Annotated in this window: 12 protein-coding genes; 1 reads left to right on the top strand and 11 read right to left on the bottom strand. The window is 62.7% G+C overall.

The window, feature by feature from the left end; genetic code table 11:
* Positions 1-3 precede the first annotated feature (3 nt).
* From ACP7EW_RS27640 to ACP7EW_RS27590, 11 genes are all read right to left on the bottom strand, one after another.
* The gene (locus ACP7EW_RS27640) at positions 4-597 is read right to left on the bottom strand and encodes a glutathione S-transferase (RefSeq protein ID WP_426221224.1); all 594 of its coding nucleotides are present in this window, start codon (positions 595-597) and stop codon (positions 4-6) included.
* Positions 594-4232 carry an AAA family ATPase gene (locus ACP7EW_RS27635; protein WP_426221222.1) on the bottom strand — a complete coding sequence of 1213 codons (3639 nt, stop codon included), beginning with the start codon at positions 4230-4232 and terminating at the stop codon, positions 594-596. The genes ACP7EW_RS27640 and ACP7EW_RS27635 overlap by 4 nt, the downstream gene beginning before the upstream one ends.
* Positions 4229-5470, bottom strand: coding sequence for an exonuclease SbcCD subunit D C-terminal domain-containing protein (locus ACP7EW_RS27630; RefSeq protein WP_038848737.1), 1242 nt, complete (start codon positions 5468-5470; stop codon positions 4229-4231). The genes ACP7EW_RS27635 and ACP7EW_RS27630 overlap by 4 nt, the downstream gene beginning before the upstream one ends.
* Before the next feature lie 82 nt (positions 5471-5552).
* Positions 5553-5786 carry a DUF6124 family protein gene (locus ACP7EW_RS27625; RefSeq protein WP_038848734.1) on the bottom strand — a complete coding sequence of 78 codons (234 nt, stop codon included), beginning with the start codon at positions 5784-5786 and terminating at the stop codon, positions 5553-5555.
* Positions 5787-6166: 380 nt separating this feature from the next.
* Positions 6167-7807, bottom strand: coding sequence for a BatD family protein (locus ACP7EW_RS27620; protein WP_426221219.1), 1641 nt, complete (start codon positions 7805-7807; stop codon positions 6167-6169).
* Positions 7804-9543, bottom strand: coding sequence for a tetratricopeptide repeat protein (locus ACP7EW_RS27615; protein ID WP_426221217.1), 1740 nt, complete (start codon positions 9541-9543; stop codon positions 7804-7806). Before ACP7EW_RS27615 ends, ACP7EW_RS27620 begins: the two co-directional genes overlap by 4 nt.
* A complete protein-coding gene (locus tag ACP7EW_RS27610; RefSeq protein WP_426128478.1) occupies positions 9540-10628 on the bottom strand; it encodes a vWA domain-containing protein in 1089 nt (362 codons plus the stop codon). The genes ACP7EW_RS27615 and ACP7EW_RS27610 overlap by 4 nt, the downstream gene beginning before the upstream one ends.
* On the bottom strand, positions 10621-11115 hold the full coding sequence (locus ACP7EW_RS27605; protein ID WP_122728223.1) for a DUF4381 domain-containing protein: 495 nt from the start codon (positions 11113-11115) through the stop codon (positions 10621-10623). Before ACP7EW_RS27605 ends, ACP7EW_RS27610 begins: the two co-directional genes overlap by 8 nt.
* Positions 11112-12044: a DUF58 domain-containing protein gene (locus ACP7EW_RS27600; RefSeq protein ID WP_033902401.1), complete on the bottom strand. Its 933-nt coding sequence runs from the start codon at positions 12042-12044 to the stop codon at positions 11112-11114. The genes ACP7EW_RS27605 and ACP7EW_RS27600 overlap by 4 nt, the downstream gene beginning before the upstream one ends.
* A gap of 5 nt (positions 12045-12049) precedes the next feature.
* Positions 12050-13009, bottom strand: a complete 960-nt coding sequence (locus tag ACP7EW_RS27595) for an AAA family ATPase (RefSeq protein WP_426221213.1) — start codon at positions 13007-13009, stop codon at positions 12050-12052.
* A gap of 147 nt (positions 13010-13156) precedes the next feature.
* Positions 13157-13510, bottom strand: a complete 354-nt coding sequence (locus ACP7EW_RS27590) for a hypothetical protein (RefSeq protein ID WP_033902402.1) — start codon at positions 13508-13510, stop codon at positions 13157-13159.
* A gap of 490 nt (positions 13511-14000) precedes the next feature.
* Here ACP7EW_RS27590 and ACP7EW_RS27585 point away from each other — a divergent pair, with 490 nt between their 5' ends.
* Positions 14001-18869: an NAD-glutamate dehydrogenase gene (locus tag ACP7EW_RS27585; RefSeq protein WP_314533192.1), complete on the top strand. Its 4869-nt coding sequence runs from the start codon at positions 14001-14003 to the stop codon at positions 18867-18869.
* Positions 18870-18922 lie beyond the last annotated feature (53 nt).

Genomic DNA, 18922 nt, shown 5'->3' with positions numbered 1-18922 from the left:
TATTCAGGGTTTTGCCATCACCGCGATGAACAACCCTGAATCTAGAAAGCGCTCAAGCCAAGCTTGCAACCGTTTATACGATGTACCGGCAAACCACACTCGATCCACATGGGCATACTGGCGCACAAACGGCGCCAGTGCAGCATCCGCCAGGGTCAGGTGGTTGGCCATCAGGTAATCCCGTCCTGCCAACAACGCTTCCAGCTTCTGCAAGAACACCTCACCCCCGGCCCGATAATGCTCCATCGGCTGTTCCGGGTAGCGCTCGGCGTACTTGTATCGATTCAAGTAATACTTGAAGTCCTGGTCGTTCTCGGCGATCAACGCGAACACCGCCGGATCGCCGTGCAGCAACCAGTTATCCGGGTCGTTTTGCGCCAAGGCCCACTGCATGATCTCCAGGCTTTCTTCAATCACCTGCCCGTCAACGTTCAGCACTGGCACCGTGCCCTTGGGCGACAGCGCCAGCATCTCGGCGGGCTTGGCCTTGAGGCTCACCTCGACGATGCGCACCGGTACGCCCGAGTAACGCAGCGCCAGCCGTGCCCGCATCGCATAGGGGCAGCGCCGGAACGAATACAGCAGCGCTTCGCTCACTTGACCTCCAAGGTGCTCAAGCCATTGCCCTGGCGCTTGACCTGGATCTGCACCGGAATGCGTTCGTGCATTTCCTGCACGTGGGAGATCACCGCCACTTTACGACCCTGAGCCTGCAAGCCATCCAGAGCGTCCATTGCCAATTGCAGCGATTCCGGGTCCAAGCTGCCGAAGCCTTCATCGATAAACAGCGATTCGATCTTCAACGTGCTTGACGCCATCGACGCCAAGCCCAGGGCCAGCGCCAGTGACACCAGGAAGGTTTCGCCGCCGGACAACGAATGCACCGAGCGCAGTTCATCGCCCATTTCCGTGTCCATCACCAACAGGCCAAGCATGCTGCCGCCACGCTTGAGGCGATAACGCCGCACCAATTGACGCAGTTGCACGTTGGCGTGATGCACCAACAAGTCGAGGTTGTAAGCCTGGGCGATCTTGCGGAAGGTGTCGCCGGTGGCCGAGCCGATCAGCGCGTTCAGGCGTGCCCAGCGTTGCCATTCGTCATAGGCCTTGGCGATCTGCTCGGCAAAGGCCTGGTTGGCGTCCTGGCGACGCTGGTCTTCGGATTGGCGTGCGCGCAGTTCAGCGCAGTGTTTTTCACTCTCGGCAAGTTGCTGATTGAGCGTGGCCAAGGTGCTGTCCAGCTCCTCGGCTGCGAGGTTGCCGTTGTGCAGGGCCTGATGGTCGGCAAGGCGTTGCTCACGTTCTTGCAGCAGTACCTTGGCCTGTTCGACGGCTTTTTCGCTGAGCTGCACCTGCTGGCGCAATTGGCTGATCTGGGCGTCATCGTAGGCCAGCAAGCGGTTGAGGCCAGCGTCATCGAGTTCCGGATGCAAGGCGCGCCATTCGCTGATACGCGTGACGAGGGCCTTTTGTTCGGCCTGCAACGCGTGTTCGCGTTCCTGTTGTGCCTTGAGGTCCGCCGCCAGCTGGATCAGTGCGTTGTGGATTTCCTGCAACTGTTTGCTGGCGTCGGTTTCGCTTTGGCGTGACTGGGTCACGGCCTGTTCCAGTTGCTGCTGCCAGTGTTCGGCGCTGGTGAACTCGCCCAGTAACGTGCTGAGTTTTGCCTGGGCTGCTTGCTGTTGGGTCGCCAACTCGGTGACTTGCTGGCGCAGGGCGTCGAGTTGCTGCTGACGATGCTGCTGGTGGGTCTGTTCCTTCTCGATCGCCTGTTGGCGTTCGTGTTGCTCGGCCAGTTCATCGCGTTGATGGCCCAGCTGCTCCAGGCGCTGGCTGACTTGCTGGTCCAGCTGCATGAAGGTAGCAGCCGGCTCGGCGCGCAGGCCCTCCAGGGTTTCTGCGGGCAGCAGGCTGGCGAAGGCGCTCAGTTCCTGTTCGAGACGTTCGCGGTCACTGGCCAGCTCGCGTTGCTGGTCGAGCAGCAATTGACGGGCCTGTTGGCTGGCTTCCTGGGCCGCTTGCAGTTGCTGCTGCAAGCGCCCGGCGTTTTGTTGCAGGTTGAGCAGGGCGCTTTGGCGTTGTTCGTCCTGAGTGATGCTTTGGGTCAGCTGGCTCAGTTGCTGTTCAAGCCAGACGCTGCGTTTGGCAGGTTCCTGGTTGAGCATTGACGCGGCCAGCGGGTGCGCATCCAGGCTTGGCTGGAGGGCTTGCTGTTGCGTGGCCAGGTGTTCCTGCTGTTGCAGGTATTCCTTCTGTTGGGCGATCAAGCCGCCCACTTCGCCACGCAACTCGGTAAGTTTTTCCTTGAGGCCGTCCACGGCTTTCTGCGCGGCGGCTTCTTCGTTTTCGTCATGTCGACCGAGGCTTTGCAGCAACGCTTCGGGCTGGTGATACGGGTGTTCGTGGCTGCCGCACACCGGGCAAGGTTGGTCGTCCTGCAACTGCTCGCGCAACTCCTCGACGCTGGCGCTGCGGGCCAGGCGCTGGCGTTCCAGCAGTTGCTTGGTCACGTTCAGCGTCTGTTCGGCAACCGTCAGTTCGGCCTTGGTTTGCAGACCGGTCTGGTTCAGTTGTTCGCGTTGCCGTTGGGCGTCGGTGAGCTTTTGCGTCAGGCTGGCGGCGTGTTGGTCCAGCTGTTGCTGGTTGTCCCACAGGCGCGTCAGGTCTTCGAAAGCGCGCTGCTGTTTGCGATTGTCTTGCAGCAGGCTCGCCAGCAACTGGATCTGCTCGGCCACGGCGTGAGGCTCGGCACCGGCCTCCTGATACAGCAGGTCCAGGGCTTCGCGTTGCTGGGTGAACTGCTCGGCGGCGCGGGTCGCACGTTGCTCCAATTGCGGCAGTTCGGCCTGGCCTTTATTCAGGCGATTGCCGATCTGCGTCAGCTGTTGCAAGCGGTCGCGGTAGGCGGTCCAGGCATCGCTCAGCGGCGCAAGGGCGACGCTGTGCTCAAGCTCGGTGCCCAGGCGTTGCAGGCGCTCAGTAACGTGATTCTGCTTTTCCAGCAGCGCAGTGAGGTGGGCCTGACCTTCGGCGCAGGCGCTTTCGTGCTGCTGTTGGTCTTCGGTGCGCTTGGCCAGCTCCTTGGTCAAGTGGGCGAGGGTGCTTTGCTCTTCAAACGCCTGTCGCAGCAACGGCACGGCATCCGTTTGGTTTTTCAGGGCTTGCGCCAATGCAGTTTGCGCGCTGGCTTGTTGCTGCTGGGCCTGCTCCTGGCGGGTGTGCAACTCGGCTTGTTGTTGGATATGCGACTGAATTTGCACGGCCAACGGGGCAAGCACGCTGCCGAGTTCGGCCTGGCGCGCAAACTGGTGACGCTGTGGCGCCAATTGGTCCAGGCGGCTCAGGTCTTCACGTTGTTGGCCCTGGTTATCCCAATCGGCCTGTGCGCGCTGCAGTTGTTCGGTGGCAGCAAGTTGACGTTCCTGCCATTCGCGCAGCTCCTTGAACCAGGTGTGCTGAAGCTCAAGTTGCTTGAGTTGCGCTTGCTGGGTCTTGAGTTGCTGTTGTGCGGCATCGAACTGCTGATCCAGCTCCACACGTGCTTCGGGCGCCAGGGGCACCACGCCGGTGGCCTGGTCCTGCAGCTGCTTGTGCGCATCCCTGGCCTCTTTGGCCTTGTCGAACGCGCGCCGCCCGAGTTGGGTGTACAGGGCGGTGTCGGTGAGCTTTTCCAGCAGTTCGCTGCGCTCGTTGTCGTTGGCCTTGAGGAAGGCGCTGAACTCACTCTGCGCGAGCAAGACGGCACGGGTGAACTGTTCGAAGTTCAGGCCCAGGGCCAGTTCCAGCTGGGTTTTGTATTCGGTTTTCTGGCTGGCCAGCAGTTGGTCGCTGTCCAGGTCGATCAGGCTCTGGCGGCTGTTTTGCAACTTGCCGCTCGCCTTGTCGCGGGCGCGATTCGCTTCCCAGCGCGCGCGATAGCGCCGGCCACTCACGCCAACAAAATCCACTTCGGCATAACCGCCACCGGTACCGCGCCGCAACAAGGTGCGCGGGTCACCGATGGAAATGTCGCTGTCGGCATCCGGCATCTTCGCCTGGCCGGTGTCGCCCAGGCGCGGCACCGCGCCAAACAGCGCCAGGCACAAGGCATCAAGCAGGGTACTTTTACCCGCGCCGGTCGGCCCGGTAATCGCGAACAACCCGGCACTGGCCAGGGGCTCGGCAGTAAAGTCGATTTCAAACGGGCCGGCCAGTGAAGCCAGGTTTTTCAGGCGGATGGCGAGGATCTTCATGGCTGTTCCTCCTCCTGTTGCACTTCCTGGAGCAGCACGGCGAAGTCCTTCAAGGTCTGTTCATCCACTTCACTGCCATAACTGTCCTGCCAGGCGCGGCTGAACAGTTCCTGGGGCGTGAGCTGGTCGAGTTCGATCAGGCGGTCGTCGCCTTCGTCTTCACGGCTGCCGTTACCTGCGTATTCAGCGGCGATGCGCACCAGGCGCACGGCCTTGCCTTGCAGGGCGCTTTCGATCTGCTGGCGCAGGTCGGGTTGCGGCTCGTCGAGGCGCACGCGCACTTCCAGCCAAGGATGGCGCTGGGTTTCGGCCAGCAGGTCGACGTCGGGCAACTCGGCCAGGGCCTTGAGGATATCGGCCAGCGGCGCGGCTTCCAGCCGTTGCAGGTCGACCGAGCGCGGAATCAGGATCGGTTCGACGTTCACCAGGCATTGGCCTTGGAATGTCACGTCGAGGATCTGGTGCTTGTAGCCGATTTCGGAAAACGACAGCGGAATTGGCGAACCGCTATAGCGAATGCGTTCTTCGCCATTGACCTTCTGCGGCTTGTGCAAATGGCCGAGGGCGACGTAAGCGACACTTCGATCAAACAGGCTGGCTGGCAGCGCCTCGGCATTGCCGATGATCAGGCTGCGCTCGGAGTCTTCCGACACCGAGCCGCCGGCCATGTGCGCGTGACTGATGGCAATCAGCGCCTGGCCTTTTTTGCGCTTGGCGTTGGCGGCGGCGATCAGCCATTCGTGCACCTGACCGATGCCGCGCAGGTAGTCGTCACCCAAGTGCGCACCGGTCACTTCCGCCGGGCGCAGGAACGGCAGCGCCAGGCACCAGGCGGCGATCTTGCCTTTGGCATCCGGCAGCGGGATCAGCAGGCGTTCGGCGTCGAGTTGGCCATCATCCAGCCACAGCACCCGGCCCAATGCATGGGTGCGCAGGCGGCGCATCAAGGGGGCGGGCAGCTCGATACGCGAGCCGGAATCGTGGTTGCCGGCGATCATCACGATGGTCAGCTTGGGGTTCTGTTCGTGGGCGCTGATGATGAAGTCATACAGACGCTCCTGGGCCTTGAGCGGCGGGTTGACCGTGTCGAAGATATCTCCGGCGATGAGCAGCACATCCGGCAGATGGGTGTTCAGTTGGCCCAGCAGCCATTCAAGAAAGCAGGCGTGTTCGAAGTCGCGTTCCTGGCCGTGGAGGTTTTGGCCCAGGTGCCAGTCGGAGGTGTGAAACAGACGCAAGGCGAACTCCGTTGAAGAGATGAAAAGGAGGGGAGTTTACCCTGTAAACCTGTGGGAGGGGACAAGCGCCCTCCCACAAGGGTCAGGCGGTGTGCAGGCAGTCCAGCGCTCGGTCAGCCAGGGTTCTGGCACTGTTGATCAAGTGCTCGGTGGCGCCGGCCATGTGGCGCTGATTACTGCTTAGCGCTTGGGTGGTGCCAGCAGCGGTCGCGGCGGCGCAGCGCAGCAGGTCGCAGATCTGGGCGAGGGCGTCTTCGAAGCTGAGGTCGTGGTGAACGGTGAAGGCGGGTGGTGGGTCGGGGACGATTTTGTTCATGAATGGATCTCCTGACAAAGTTGGGAGCCATTCTTTTGGCGATCTCACTCGACAAAAGGTGGCAGCTATGTGCGGGGTGAGATTACCGGGCAGGAGCAACCGGTCGGACCGAAGTCCGCCCGCACACAGCCGCCATAAAGCATGTTGCTCGCGGTTGTGGCGCTTGGCTCCCTGTTCACAGGATCTCACCCCTGATCGCTGATGTGCAGCGACGGAGCGAAGGCTAGCCAGTGGAGTGAGCAGGCGCAAGGCCGTGGGATTGTCTAGGAAACTTCCTGCAAATTAAAGCGATATGGATTGCTGGCCTTTAACAATGCATGACACAGGGTCTGCCGAGCGACCTGACTGTGGTGAGCAACCCGCTAACCACAGCAGGCGGGTTATTTGGGATAGAGCGGCGGCAAGCTGGTGGTGTCCGCCGCCGGGTCCACCTCGCGCTCAGCCATCGGGATCGCCTTCACCGCACGCCACAGGTCTTCACCCAGCCAGAAATGCCCGCTCTCGCTGTACAGCGCGCCGTTCAAGCCATCCAACGCATCCGACAGCGGCACAAACCGAGCGGCCATGTCCGCCAAGGTTTCCGGCTGTTGGCGGGCCCAGGCGTCGAGGGCCTGGCGGGTGGCTTGCGGGTCGTTGGCCTGGGTGGCGCGCTTGAGGTCATCCAGCAGCGTGCGCGGGCTCGGGCCGGTTTGTGCGGCGCGCAACACGGCCGGTTGCCGGCGGGCACGCCACCACAAGCCAAACCCCAGCAGGGTGGTGCAGGCGAGGATCAACGTGCTCAGTTGCCACAGCCACAGGCGCTCATCATCTGGCGCGGTGATGACGGTGGGCGTGGCGGGGGTGTCAACTGCCAGGCTCGGGTTGATCGCCACTTGCACGGTGCGGGCGGGCAGGCTGGTGCGCTCAAGGTGGTCTTCATGGGTGTTCCACCACACCACGTCCACGGCGGGCAGTTCCAGGCTGCCGGCGCGGGTGGGCACCAGGGCTTCGCGGTCTTCGCGGCTGCCGATCAGGCCACGGTCGTTGGTCTGGTTGGCGAGCACCGGTTGGTCCGGGTAGCGGCGCAGGCCATTGATCTCGGTGCTGGGCAGGGCCGGCAGTTGTGCACTGGACAGGCCCTCGGCCTTGACCGTGAGGCTGCGGGTCAGGGAGTCGCCGACCTGCACATGCTCGGGCTCCGGGTTCCAGTTTTCGCTGAGGGTGAGGCTGCGCGCTGGCAGCCACGGGGTATCAGCGGGGTACAGCGGGGGCTTGGGTTTGACCACCAGGGGCAACTCCGCCGAGCTGACGTGGATCAGCTTGCCCGGCTTGGTGCCTTGCAGGGTGTTCTCCTGGGGCGGGCGCGACTCCACCAACGTCGCACTGAAGGTCTGCGCCGGGATCGCCAAGGTGCCGCTGTGTTGCGGATAGATCGCGTAGCGGGTTTCGATCACGCCGTGGCGGATGCTGTTGATGACCTTCTCGTAGGTGCGCGACTCGCCCAACTGCTCCACGCGCGCATCAGCAATCTGCAAGGGCGTGAGGCTGCTGTCGTCATACAGCGACACTGAGTGGTAGACGCGCACGGTCAACAGCGCCTGGGCCTGCACGTAGACGCTGGTCTGGTCGAGGTTGGCCTCGACAAACACCGGCGCCAGCTCGGCGGCGGTGTTCTGGCTGGCGGTTTCGACCACTTGCAGGCTGATCGGCTGGGTCTTGTAGTCGCCCACCTGCAGGGGCGGGATGACCACCGTGCCGTTTTCCTTGGGCAGCAGGGTGATGATCCAGCGCGTAGTGGCGTGGTTATCGCCGCCCAGGGTGGTGAGTTGGTTGATCTGGCGCGTGCCGCTGACTTCGAACTGCGCATCCAGCGGCGTCAGGTCTGGCTTGCCGAACTGCGTGACATCGCTGGATTCCACCGTCAGTTCCACCGTTTCCCCGGAGTTGACGCGGCTGCGGTCGACGCTGGCGGACAGGTTCGCTGCCTGGGCGTGGCCTGCCGAAAGGGCGAGCAGGAGCAGTAGGGTGGTGCGGCGGCTCATCGAGTCTTGTCCTGATGTTGTTGCTGTTCGTACCAGAATTTGCGGCGCAGCAGTTCGCCAGGGTTGTCCGGGATCTCCTGCAGCCATTGCTCCAGGGCCTGGCGGTGCTCACCGTCGAGGCTGGCATCAGTGGGGCGCAGCGGCGGGGTGGTGGTCTGTTCGTCGCCCAGTTCGCTGCCCGGCACTTCGTTACCTGTGGTGTGCGCTGTGTTGCCGGGTTGGGTGTCGTCAGTCCCGGCTTCGCCCTGGCCCTGGGAAGACGGCTCGCCACCTGTGGCGTTTTGCCCACTGGCGCCCGGTTGCGCAGTTTGGCCGGGTTGGGTGGTTTCGTCATCCTCGTTTTTTGCAGGCTCGGTGGGTTCCGGTTCGGCCTGTTCCTGCATCAGTGCCTCCACCAGCGCCTTGTTTTTCAGGGCCGGTTGCAGGTCGGGTTGGGCTTCGAGGGCCTGTTCGTAGGCGTCAATGGCGGCTTCCAGTTCGCCGGACTTGGCCAGGGCGTTACCCCGATTGTAGTGGGAGTAGGCGTCATTGCCTTCGGCAAACAGCTTGATCGCCTCGGCATAGTTGCCGGCCTCGTAAAGCGCCACGCCTTTCCACTGCGGGTCTTCGAAGTGTTCGGCGGCTTCGGCGGGGCGCTTTTTCTTCAGCAGGTATTGGCCTTGCTGGTCGGGACGCAGCCACAAGTCTTGCAAGCCGAACGCATAACTGGGCTGTGGCGCGCTCAACAGCAGCAGCGGCAGGCAGAACAACCAGCCACGCCGCCCGGCGCAGGCGGCGAGCAGCAGCAGGGGCAGGAGCAGCCAGTAACCCTGGTCGGCCCAGGTATCGAGGTGCAGCCGTTGGCCGTCATTGCGCAAGGTTTGCGGCGGGTCGAGCACGCCGAGTTGGCGCAGGTCCTTGTCGTCCAGGCGCGCGGCGCGGTAGCGGCCGCCCATTTCACTGGCGAAGGCCTTGAGTGTCGGGCTGTCGAGGCGCGGTACCAGGATCGCGCCTTGTTCGTCCTTGAGGAATTCACCGCTTTCCTGGGTGACTGGCGTGCCTTCGCGGCTGCCGATGCCGAGGATCGACAGGGCGGGTGATTGCGCGTTTTGCAGCAGCAAGCGAATGCCCTGGCGTTCCTGTTTGGACAGCGAGGAACCAATCAGCAGCAGGCGACCCTGGCCGAGGCCACCTTGCTTGAGCAGGCCGAGGGCTTTCTCGACGGCCAGGTCGGCGCGATGGCCGGGCTCAGGCATGATCGACGGGCGCAAGGCTTCCAGCAAGTTGCGGCTGGTGGCCAGGTCGTCCGACAGCGGCACCAATGTGTGGGCGCTACCGGCATACACGACGATGGCGGTTTGCGCATCGGTGCGCGCCTGCAACAGGTCGTACAGCTTGCGCCGTGCCTGCTCCAGGCGGTTGGGCGGGCTGTCGGTAGCGAGCATTTCCGGGGTCAGTTCCAGCAGCACCACCAAGGGGTCGGAAGGCTTCTGGCTGGACTGCTCCACACGCTGCCAGCTCGGGCCAAGCAACGCCAATACGGCTAACAGCCAGGCAATGCCCAGTACCACCCAGGGCGATTTGCTCTCGCGGCCGTTGCCGCCACTGAGCAACACCGCGTGGAAGGCCGGCGGCAGGATCATCTGCCAGCGCCCGGCGCGCTTTTGCCGGTGCCACAGGTGCCACAGCAACCAGCCGAGCAACGGCAGCAGCAACAACCACCATGGACGGAACCAATGCGGCCACAGGTCGATCATCGACGCCTCCGCAAACGCAGGCGTTTGAGGCGCTGGCGCCACTCAGGGTGTTGTTGCAGGAAAATCCCCTTGCTCGACAGTTTGTTGAACAGCCGCTGCAGGGCGTTGTTAGGCCAGCGTTCCTGAATCACCAGTAACATGCTCAGCACCAAGGCCAGGGCCAGTGGTGCGCTGTACAGCGCCAGGGCCGGGCGCGCTTGGGTGGGTTGTTGTTCGACGGGCTCGAGTTTGTCGAGGGTCGCTTTGATCGCTTGCAACTCTTCACCATCGCGGGCGCGGAAGTACTGGCCGCCGGTGGCTTCGGCGATGGCCTTGAGCGCAGGTTCGTCCAAGTCCAGGCTCGGGTTGACGCCCAGGATGCCCAGGGAACCGGTTTGTTCCGGGTCGGCGCCGATGCCGATCGGGTAGATCTTCACACCTTCTTCAGCCGCCAGGCGGGCGGCGGTCAGCGGGTCGATCTGCCCGGCGTTGTTGGCGCCGTCAGTGACCAGGATCAGCACGCGACTCTGCGCCGGGCGCTGGCGCAGGCGTTTGAGGGCCAGGCCGATGGCGTCGCCAATCGCGGTGTTCTTGCCGGCAATGCCGATGCGCGCTTCGTCCAGCCAGGCGCGCACGGTGCGGCGGTCAAAGGTCAGTGGCGCTTGCAGGTAGGCCTGGCTGCCGAACAGGATCAGGCCGACGCGGTCGCCTTCACGCTCCTCAAGGAAATCGCCAAGCAGGTGCTTGACCAGGCTCAAGCGACTTACGTCGTCGTCCTGCCAATGCATATCGGGGAAATCCATGGAGCCAGACACGTCCACCGCCACTAGCAGGTCGCGGCCACTGGCGGCAATTGGTAACGGTTCGCCGAGCCATTCCGGGCGCGCGGCGGCGGTGAGCAGCAGCAACCACAACACCACGAACGGCGCTTGCTGGCGCCAGCCGGGCAGGTTGACGCGGGCGCGGCGACGGGCCAGGCCTTCAAGGTCGCTGAGGTAGCTGACTTTCAACGCGGGCTCACCGCTGTCGGCGGCCGGCAACACAAGGCGCATCAACCACGGCAACGGCAACAGGGTGAAGATCCACGGCCAGGCGAACTCAAACATGTTTGCGAATCCAGGTGTCGACGGCCTGGGTCAGGCCGGCGATGGCCTTGTCGTCGAGTTTGCATTCGGGTTTGTAGGCGCCTTCGACCAAGACCATCCAGCGGGTGAGGCCGGCGGCGGGGCAGCGGTTGTCGAGGAATGCCAGCCATTTGCGGCCGTTGAGGGTGTGGCTCTGGCTGTAGGGGTAGTCGTTGCGGCACAGGCGCTTGAGCAGGCCGTTGAGCTGTTGCAGCCAGGCACCGGCGGGCGCGCCATCGTAAGGCTTGGGCATGAGCGCAAGCTCTGCCAGGGCGGCGATGCGCAGTGGGTCCAAGGGTTGTTCGGCACGGGCGATGGGGCGGCGGGTCGGCAGAAAGCGGCGCAGTGACCACAGGCCCCAGCCGAACAGCGGAATCACCAGCAGCAACAGCCACCAACCCGGCGCGGGCGGCCAGAAGCCGATGGCGGGTGGGGCGATGAGCGGTTGCAGTTGGTCAAGGCTGCTCATTGTTTTTTAACCGGGCGTTGCGGGTTGAGGTATTCGCGCAGTTGCTCGACCATTTCGCTCTGGGTGCTCAAAGGCATCAGCAGTACGCGCAGTTTCTGCGCGAGCAGCTCCCAGCGCGCAAGGCGCGCTTCGGCCTGGGCCTTGTAGGCCTGGCGCAGGTCGAAATTCAGCGTGTCCAGTTCCAGCTGGGCGCCGCGCTCGGCGAAACGCAGCAGCCCGGCGGCGGGCAGGGCGTGGTCCAGTGGGTCGGAGATCGGTAACAGCAGCAAATCGCAATGCCGCGACAGCAAGCTCAGCTGTTGCTCGGCGCCTTCGGTCAGCGCGCGTTCATCGCAGATCACAATCACCAGGCTGCCAGGGCGCAACACTTCGCGGCCACGGCGCAGGGCCATACCAAGGGCGTCGGCTTCGGGCCGGCTTTCGGTGCTCAGGCTCTGGTTGACCCGCACCAGGCGGTTGAGCAGTTGCAGCAGGCTTTGCTTGCTACGGCGCGGTTTGATTTCGTAGTGTTCGTTGTCGCCGAACACCAGCCCGCCCACACGGTCGTTATGCCCCAACGCGGCCCAACCGATCAGGCTGGCGGCTTGGGCAGCCAGCACCGACTTGAACATCTGCCCCGAGCCGAAAAACAGCCGGCAGCTTTGCTCCACCATGATGAAAATCGGCCGTTCACGTTCTTCATGGAACAGCTTGGTGTGCGGTTCCTGGGTGCGTGCGGTGACGCGCCAGTCGATGGTGCGCACATCGTCGCCGGCCTGGTACACGCGCACTTGGTCGAAGTCCACGCCACGCCCGCGCAGCTTGGAGTGGTGCAGGCCGATCAATGGGCTGCGCTGGCTTGGCGTGGAAAACAGCTGCACTTCGCGCACGCGATGGCGCATCTCGATCAATTCGCTGAGCGTGACACGAATCCCATCACCGGCGTTCATGGGTTTCAAGCGACGGCAACGACGTCGAGAATGCGCTGCACCACACGGTCTTGGTCAATGCCAGCGGCTTCGGCCTCGAACGACAGGATGATGCGATGGCGCAGCACGTCGAACAGTACCGCCTGGATATCTTCCGGGCTGACGAAGTCGCGACCGGCCAGCCAGGCATGGGCGCGGGCACAGCGGTCCAGGGCGATGGAACCGCGTGGGCTGGCACCGTACGCTATCCACTCGGCCATTTCCGGGTCGAACTTGGCCGGGGTGCGCGTGGCCATCACCAGTTGCACCAGGTATTCCTCCACGGCGTCTGCCATGTACAGACCGAGGATTTCCTTGCGTGCGGCGAAGATCGCCTGCTGGCTGACGCGGCGATCCGGCTTGGTTTCGCCGTTGAGCGCTTCGCCACGGGCTTGTTGCAGGATGCGCCGCTCGACGGCGGCGTCCGGGAAGCCGATTTTCACATGCATCAGGAAACGGTCGAGCTGGGCTTCGGGCAGCGGGTAGGTGCCTTCCTGCTCGATGGGGTTTTGCGTGGCCATCACCAGGAACAGCGGCGACAGGTCGTACGTGCTGCGCCCGACACTGACCTGGCGCTCGGCCATGGCCTCCAGCAAGGCCGACTGCACCTTGGCCGGGGCGCGGTTGATTTCGTCCGCCAGCACCAGGTTGTGGAAGATCGGCCCTTGCTGGAACACAAAACTGCCGGTTTCCGGGCGGTAGATCTCGGTGCCGGTGATGTCGGCGGGCAACAGGTCGGGGGTGAACTGGATACGATGGAACTGCGCTTCGATGCCTTCGGCCAACTCTTTGATGGCCTTGGTCTTGGCCAGGCCCGGCGCGCCTTCCACCAGCATATGGCCGTCGGCGAGCAAGGCGATCAACAGGCGATCGATGAGTTTTTCCTGGCCGAGAATCTGCGTAGAAAGAAAGGTTCGCAGCGCAAGCAGCGCTTCACGATGTTCCATCGATGACGGTTCCTGGAGAGATGAGCCCGGTGGTCGAGAAAAAAACGCCGGGCTTGGGAGGCTTACTTTAATGCATCGAAGGGGCTGGCGACTAACGGCGTAACGGGTATTTTTGGCAAAACTTGTAGGATTTTTGTGTGCGAGGCGTCACGCGCGGACGTAGGTGCCAGTGCCTTTGAGGATGTTTTGCAGGGTTTCCTCGACTTCGGCCAGGTCCGACGCGCTTGTGGCGTGGGTGATCTCCAGCTGGTCCTTGCCGCCCAGTGCATCGGCATCGCCTGCGGCCAGCTCAACCAGCAGCGTCGTGGCGCCCAGGGTGACTTTCAACCCGTCGAGGGTCGACGGTTCGTAATCCCAGGTCAGTTCCACTTCGTCTTCATCCGGGTAACGGGTCAGCATGAACATCTCGCCGTTCTTGCCGTGACAGCAGAGCATCGCCATGTTGTCTTCTTCGTCATCGCACGGGGTGACCATCAGGGCGTCGGTTTTCAGCTGCAGCATGGGGAATCCTGTCTGGGGTAAGGCGTAATGCGCGCAATTGTGCCATTGCGGCGAATTTTGTGCTGCATCCTGTGTCAGACCCAGTGCATGACCTGAGGGGCAAAATCAGTCATTTCTGGTACTCGCAGGCCGTTCAACAGGCGGTTTTTTGCCTGGAAATAGCGGGTTGCCCAAGTCGCAACCCAGCGCCTGCTTACCGATGACCGAATATGTCGCAGCGTCGCAAGCAGTGGGCTTCCCACACTCGTTAAGCTGCGCAACGGATGTGCATGAGCCAGGCGCCTGACCTGCCCGTCGTACCGTCACCCGGCAAGGTGCGCATCTTATGGAAGTTGTATGTGACCTCATTGTCTTGTCCAGCTTCACCCACCTGTCACCCTGATTCGCTAGTGTGCTTATATCAGTACCAGCGAACAGCGCTGACGGTATCCCCGCAAGGGGATAACACGCGACGCTTCCATCAATAACAAGCCCAAGCGGAGTACCACAGATGGCGTTCTTCACCGCAGCCAGCAAGGCCGACTTCCAGCATCAACTGCAAGCGGCACTGGCGCAGCACATCAGTGAACAGGCACTGCCACAAGTGGCGCTGTTCGCTGAACAATTCTTCGGCATCATTTCCCTGGACGAACTGACCCAGCGTCGCCTTTCCGACCTGGCCGGTTGCACTCTTTCTGCCTGGCGCCTGCTTGAGCGCTTTGACCACACCCAACCGCAAGTGCGGGTCTACAACCCCGATTATGAACGTCATGGCTGGCAGTCGACCCATACCGCGGTCGAAGTGCTGCACCATGACCTGCCGTTCCTGGTGGATTCGGTGCGTACCGAGCTGAACCGCCGCGGCTACAGCATTCACACCTTGCAGACCACCGTGCTCAGCGTACGCCGTGGCGCCAAGGGCGAGCTGCTGGAGATCCTGCCAAAAGGCACCCAGGGCGAAGGCATCCTGCAAGAATCGCTGATGTACCTGGAAATCGACCGCTGCGCCAACGCCGCCGAACTGAACGTGCTGAGCAAAGAGCTGGAGCAGGTGCTGGGCGAAGTGCGCGTGGCCGTAGCCGATTTCGAACCGATGAAAGCCAAGGTCCAGGACTTGCTGGCCGGTATCGACGCCAGCCAGTTCAGCATCGACGGCGAAGAGAAAGCCGAGATCAAGAACTTCCTGGAGTGGCTGGTGGGCAACCACTTCACCTTTCTCGGCTATGAAGAGTTCGTGGTACGTGACGAGGCGGATGGCGGTCATATCGAATATGACGCCGATTCGTTCCTCGGTCTGACCAAACTGCTGCGCGCCGGCCTCACCGCCGATGACCTGCGCATCGAAGACTATGCCGTAGCCTACCTGCGTGAACCGACCGTGCTGTCGTTCGCCAAGGCTGCGCACCCGAGCCGCGTGCACCGTCCGGCGTATCCGGACTATGTGTCGATCCGTGAGATCAGCGCCGACGGCAAAGTGATCAAGGAACATCGTTTCATGGGCCTGTACACCTCGTCGGTGTATGGCGAAAGCGTGCGGGTGATTCCGTACATCCGTCGCAAGGTTGCGGAAATCGAACGCCGCTCCGGCTTCCAGCCCAAGGCTCACCTGGGCAAGGAACTGGCGCAGGTGGTTGAAGTATTGCCACGCGACGACCTGTTCCAGACCCCGGTCGACGAGCTGTTCAGCACCGTGATGTCGATTGTGCAGATCCAGGAACGCAACAAGATCCGCGTGTTCCTGCGCAAAGACCCGTACGGTCGTTTCTGCTACTGCCTGGCCTACGTCCCGCGCGACATCTATTCCACCGAAGTGCGCCAGAAGATCCAGCAAGTGCTGATGGATCGCCTGAAGGCCTCGGACTGCGAATTCTGGACGTTCTTCTCCGAGTCCGTGCTGGCCCGTGTACAGCTGATCCTGCGGGTTGACCCGAAGAACCGCCTGGACATCGACCCGCTGCAACTGGAAAAAGAAGTGGTGCAGGCCTGTCGCAGCTGGCAGGACGACTACGCCAGCCTGGTCGTGGAAAGCTTCGGCGAAGCCCACGGTACCAACGTGCTGGCCGACTTCCCGAAAGGCTTCCCCGCCGGTTACCGCGAGCGTTTCGCCGCGCATTCGGCCGTGGTCGACATGCAGCACTTGCTCAGTCTCACCGAAGCCAACCCGCTGGTGATGAGTTTCTACCAGCCGCTGGGCCAGGTATCCGGTCAGCGCGAACTGCATTGCAAGCTCTACCACGCCGATACCCCGCTGGCGCTGTCCGACGTGCTGCCGATCCTGGAAAACCTCGGCCTGCGTGTGCTGGGCGAGTTCCCGTACCGCCTGCGTCACGCCAATGGCCGTGAGTTCTGGATCCATGACTTCGCGTTCATTGCCGCCGAAGGCGTGAACCTCGACATCCAGCAGCTCAACGACACCCTGCAGGACGCGTTTGTGCACATCGTGCACGGCGACGCCGAAAACGATGCGTTCAACCGCTTGGTACTTACCGCCGGCCTGCCATGGCGCGACGTGGCACTGCTGCGTGCCTACGCCCGTTACCTGAAGCAGATCCGTCTGGGCTTCGACCTGGGTTACATCGCCAGCACCCTGAACAACCACACCGACATCGCCCGCGAGTTGACCCGGTTGTTCAAGACCCGTTTCTACCTGGCGCGCAAGCTCACCAGCGACGACCTGGAAGACAAGCAGCTACGCCTGGAACAAGCGATTCTTTCGGCCCTGGACGACGTCCAGGTGCTCAACGAAGACCGCATCCTGCGTCGCTACCTGGACCTGATCAAGGCGACCCTGCGCACCAACTTCTACCAGACTGACGCCAACGGCCAGAACAAGTCGTACTTCAGCTTCAAGTTCAACCCGCATGCGATCCCTGAGCTGCCTAAGCCCGTGCCGAAGTTTGAAATCTTCGTGTACTCGCCACGCGTCGAAGGCGTGCACTTGCGCTTTGGCAACGTCGCGCGCGGCGGCCTGCGCTGGTCCGACCGTGAAGAAGACTTCCGCACCGAAGTGCTCGGCCTGGTAAAAGCCCAGCAAGTGAAGAACTCGGTCATCGTGCCAGTGGGTGCGAAGGGCGGCTTCTTGCCGCGTCGCCTGCCACTGGGCGGCAGCCGTGACGAGATCGCGGCCGAGGGCATCGCCTGCTACCGCATCTTCATTTCCGGCCTGTTGGACATCACCGACAACCTGAAGGACGGCGCCTTGGTGCCACCGGCCAACGTCGTGCGTCATGACGACGATGACCCGTACCTGGTCGTCGCAGCGGACAAGGGCACTGCGACCTTCTCCGACATCGCCAACGGCATCGCCATCGACTACGGCTTCTGGCTGGGTGACGCGTTCGCGTCCGGCGGTTCCGCCGGTTACGACCACAAGAAGATGGGCATCACCGCCAAGGGCGCGTGGGTCGGCGTGCAGCGTCACTTCCGTGAGCGCGGCATCAACGTGCAGGAAGACAGCATCACCGTGGTGGGCGTTGGCGACATGGCCGGTGACGTGTTCGGTAACGGCTTGTTGATGTCCGACAAGCTGCAACTGGTCGCAGCGTTCAACCACCTGCATATCTTCATCGATCCAAACCCGAACCCGGCCACCAGCTTCGTCGAGCGTCAGCGCATGTTCGAGCTGCCGCGTTCGGCCTGGACCGACTACGACACCAGCATCATGTCCGAAGGCGGCGGTATCTTCTCGCGCAGCGCGAAGAGCATTGCCATCTCGCCACAGATGAAAGAGCGCTTCGACATCGCGGCCGACAAGCTGACCCCGACCGAACTGCTGAACGCCTTGCTCAAGGCGCCAGTGGACCTGTTGTGGAACGGCGGTATCGGCACCTACGTCAAGGCCAGCACCGAAAGCCATGCCGACGTGGGCGACAAGGCCAACGACGCGCTGCGCGTCAACGGCAACGAGCTGCGCTGCAAGGTAGTGGGCGAGGGCGGTAACCTCGGTATGACCCAGCTGGGTCGCGTGGAATTCGGCCTCAATGGCGGCGGTTCCAACACCGACTTCATCGACAACGCCGGTGGCGTGGACTGCTCCGACCACGAAGTGAACATCAAGATCCTGCTCAACGAAGTGGTGCAGGCCGGTGACATGACCGACAAGCAACGCAACCAGTTGCTGGCGAGCATGACCGACGAAGTCGGCAACCTGGTGTTGGGCAACAACTACAAGCAAACCCAGGCCCTGTCCCTGGCCGCGCGCCGTGCCTACGAGCGTGCCGCCGAGTACAAGCGCCTGATGAGCGACCTGGAAGGCCGTGGCAAGCTGGACCGCGCCATCGAGTACCTGCCGACCGAGGAGCAGCTCACCGAGCGCGCCGCGAACGGCAAGGGCCTGACCCGTCCGGAACTGTCGGTGCTGATTTCCTACAGCAAGATCGACCTCAAGGAAGCGCTGCTCAAGTCCCTGGTGCCGGATGACGACTACCTGACCCGTGACATGGAGACCGCGTTCCCACCGAGCCTGGTCGCCAAGTTCTCCGAGGCCATGCGTCGCCACCGCCTGAAGCGTGAGATCGTCAGCACCCAGATCGCCAACGACCTGGTCAACCACATGGGTATCACCTTCGTTCAACGACTCAAAGAGTCGACCGGCATGAGCCCGGCGAACGTGGCAGGCGCTTATGTGATCGTGCGTGACATCTTCCACCTCCCGCACTGGTTCCGTCAGATTGAAGCCCTGGACCACCAGGTTTCCGCTGACGTGCAACTGGAGTTGATGGATGAGCTGATGCGCCTGGGTCGTCGTGCTACACGCTGGTTCCTGCGCAGCCGTCGCAACGAGCAAGACGCTGGCCGTGACACCGCGCACTTCGGTCCGCACCTGGCGGCGCTGGGCCTCAAGCTCGACGAACTGCTGGAAGGCCCGACCCGCGAAGGCTGGCAGAACCGCTACGGCAAATACACCGAAGCCGGTGTGCCGGAGTTGTTGGCACGCATGGTTGCAGGCACTACTCACCTGTACACCTTGCTGCCGATTATCGAAGCCGCTGATGTGACCGGGCATGACGCCGCCGAAGTGGCCAAGGCCTACTTTGCCGTCGGCAGCGCGTTGGACTTGCCGTGGTACCTGCAGCAGATCAGCGATCTGCCGGTGGCCAACAACTGGCAGGCCCAGGCCCGTGAAGCCTTCCGCGACGACGTGGACTGGCAGCAACGCGCAATCACCATCTCCGTGCTGCAAATGGCCGACGCGCCACAAGACATGGAAGCCCGCGTGGCCCTGTGGCTTGAGCAGCACAAGGACATGGCGCAGCGTTGGGTGGCGATGATGGTGGAAATCCGTGCCGCTGTGGGGACGGACTACGCCATGTACGCGGTGGCCAACCGTGAGTTGCTGGACCTGGCGTTGAGCGGTCAGTCGGTGCTGCAACCGGCTTGATTCAGCTGTAGGACAAAAAGCCCCGTATCCTGAGATACGGGGCTTTTTTTATG

Source organism: Pseudomonas sp. DWRC2-2, from assembly GCF_049897885.1.
GTDB classification, from domain to species: domain Bacteria; phylum Pseudomonadota; class Gammaproteobacteria; order Pseudomonadales; family Pseudomonadaceae; genus Aquipseudomonas; species Aquipseudomonas azotoformans_A.
This window is presented reverse-complemented; position numbering and strand designations above follow the sequence as displayed.

Bases quoted from the DNA above. Each gene is read 5' to 3' on its own strand.
- ACP7EW_RS27610 (WP_426128478.1), bottom strand. From the start codon at position 10,628: ATGTTTGAGTTCGCCTGGCCGTGGATCTTCACCCTGTTGCCGTTGCCG.
- ACP7EW_RS27615 (WP_426221217.1), bottom strand. From the start codon at position 9,543: ATGATCGACCTGTGGCCGCATTGGTTCCGTCCATGGTGGTTGTTGCTG.
- ACP7EW_RS27620 (WP_426221219.1), bottom strand. From the start codon at position 7,807: ATGAGCCGCCGCACCACCCTACTGCTCCTGCTCGCCCTTTCGGCAGGC.
- ACP7EW_RS27585 (WP_314533192.1), top strand. From the start codon at position 14,001: ATGGCGTTCTTCACCGCAGCCAGCAAGGCCGACTTCCAGCATCAACTG.
- ACP7EW_RS27590 (WP_033902402.1), bottom strand. From the start codon at position 13,510: ATGCTGCAGCTGAAAACCGACGCCCTGATGGTCACCCCGTGCGATGAC.
- ACP7EW_RS27600 (WP_033902401.1), bottom strand. From the start codon at position 12,044: ATGAACGCCGGTGATGGGATTCGTGTCACGCTCAGCGAATTGATCGAG.
- ACP7EW_RS27595 (WP_426221213.1), bottom strand. From the start codon at position 13,009: ATGGAACATCGTGAAGCGCTGCTTGCGCTGCGAACCTTTCTTTCTACG.
- ACP7EW_RS27635 (WP_426221222.1), bottom strand. From the start codon at position 4,232: ATGAAGATCCTCGCCATCCGCCTGAAAAACCTGGCTTCACTGGCCGGC.
- ACP7EW_RS27625 (WP_038848734.1), bottom strand. From the start codon at position 5,786: ATGAACAAAATCGTCCCCGACCCACCACCCGCCTTCACCGTTCACCAC.
- ACP7EW_RS27605 (WP_122728223.1), bottom strand. From the start codon at position 11,115: ATGAGCAGCCTTGACCAACTGCAACCGCTCATCGCCCCACCCGCCATC.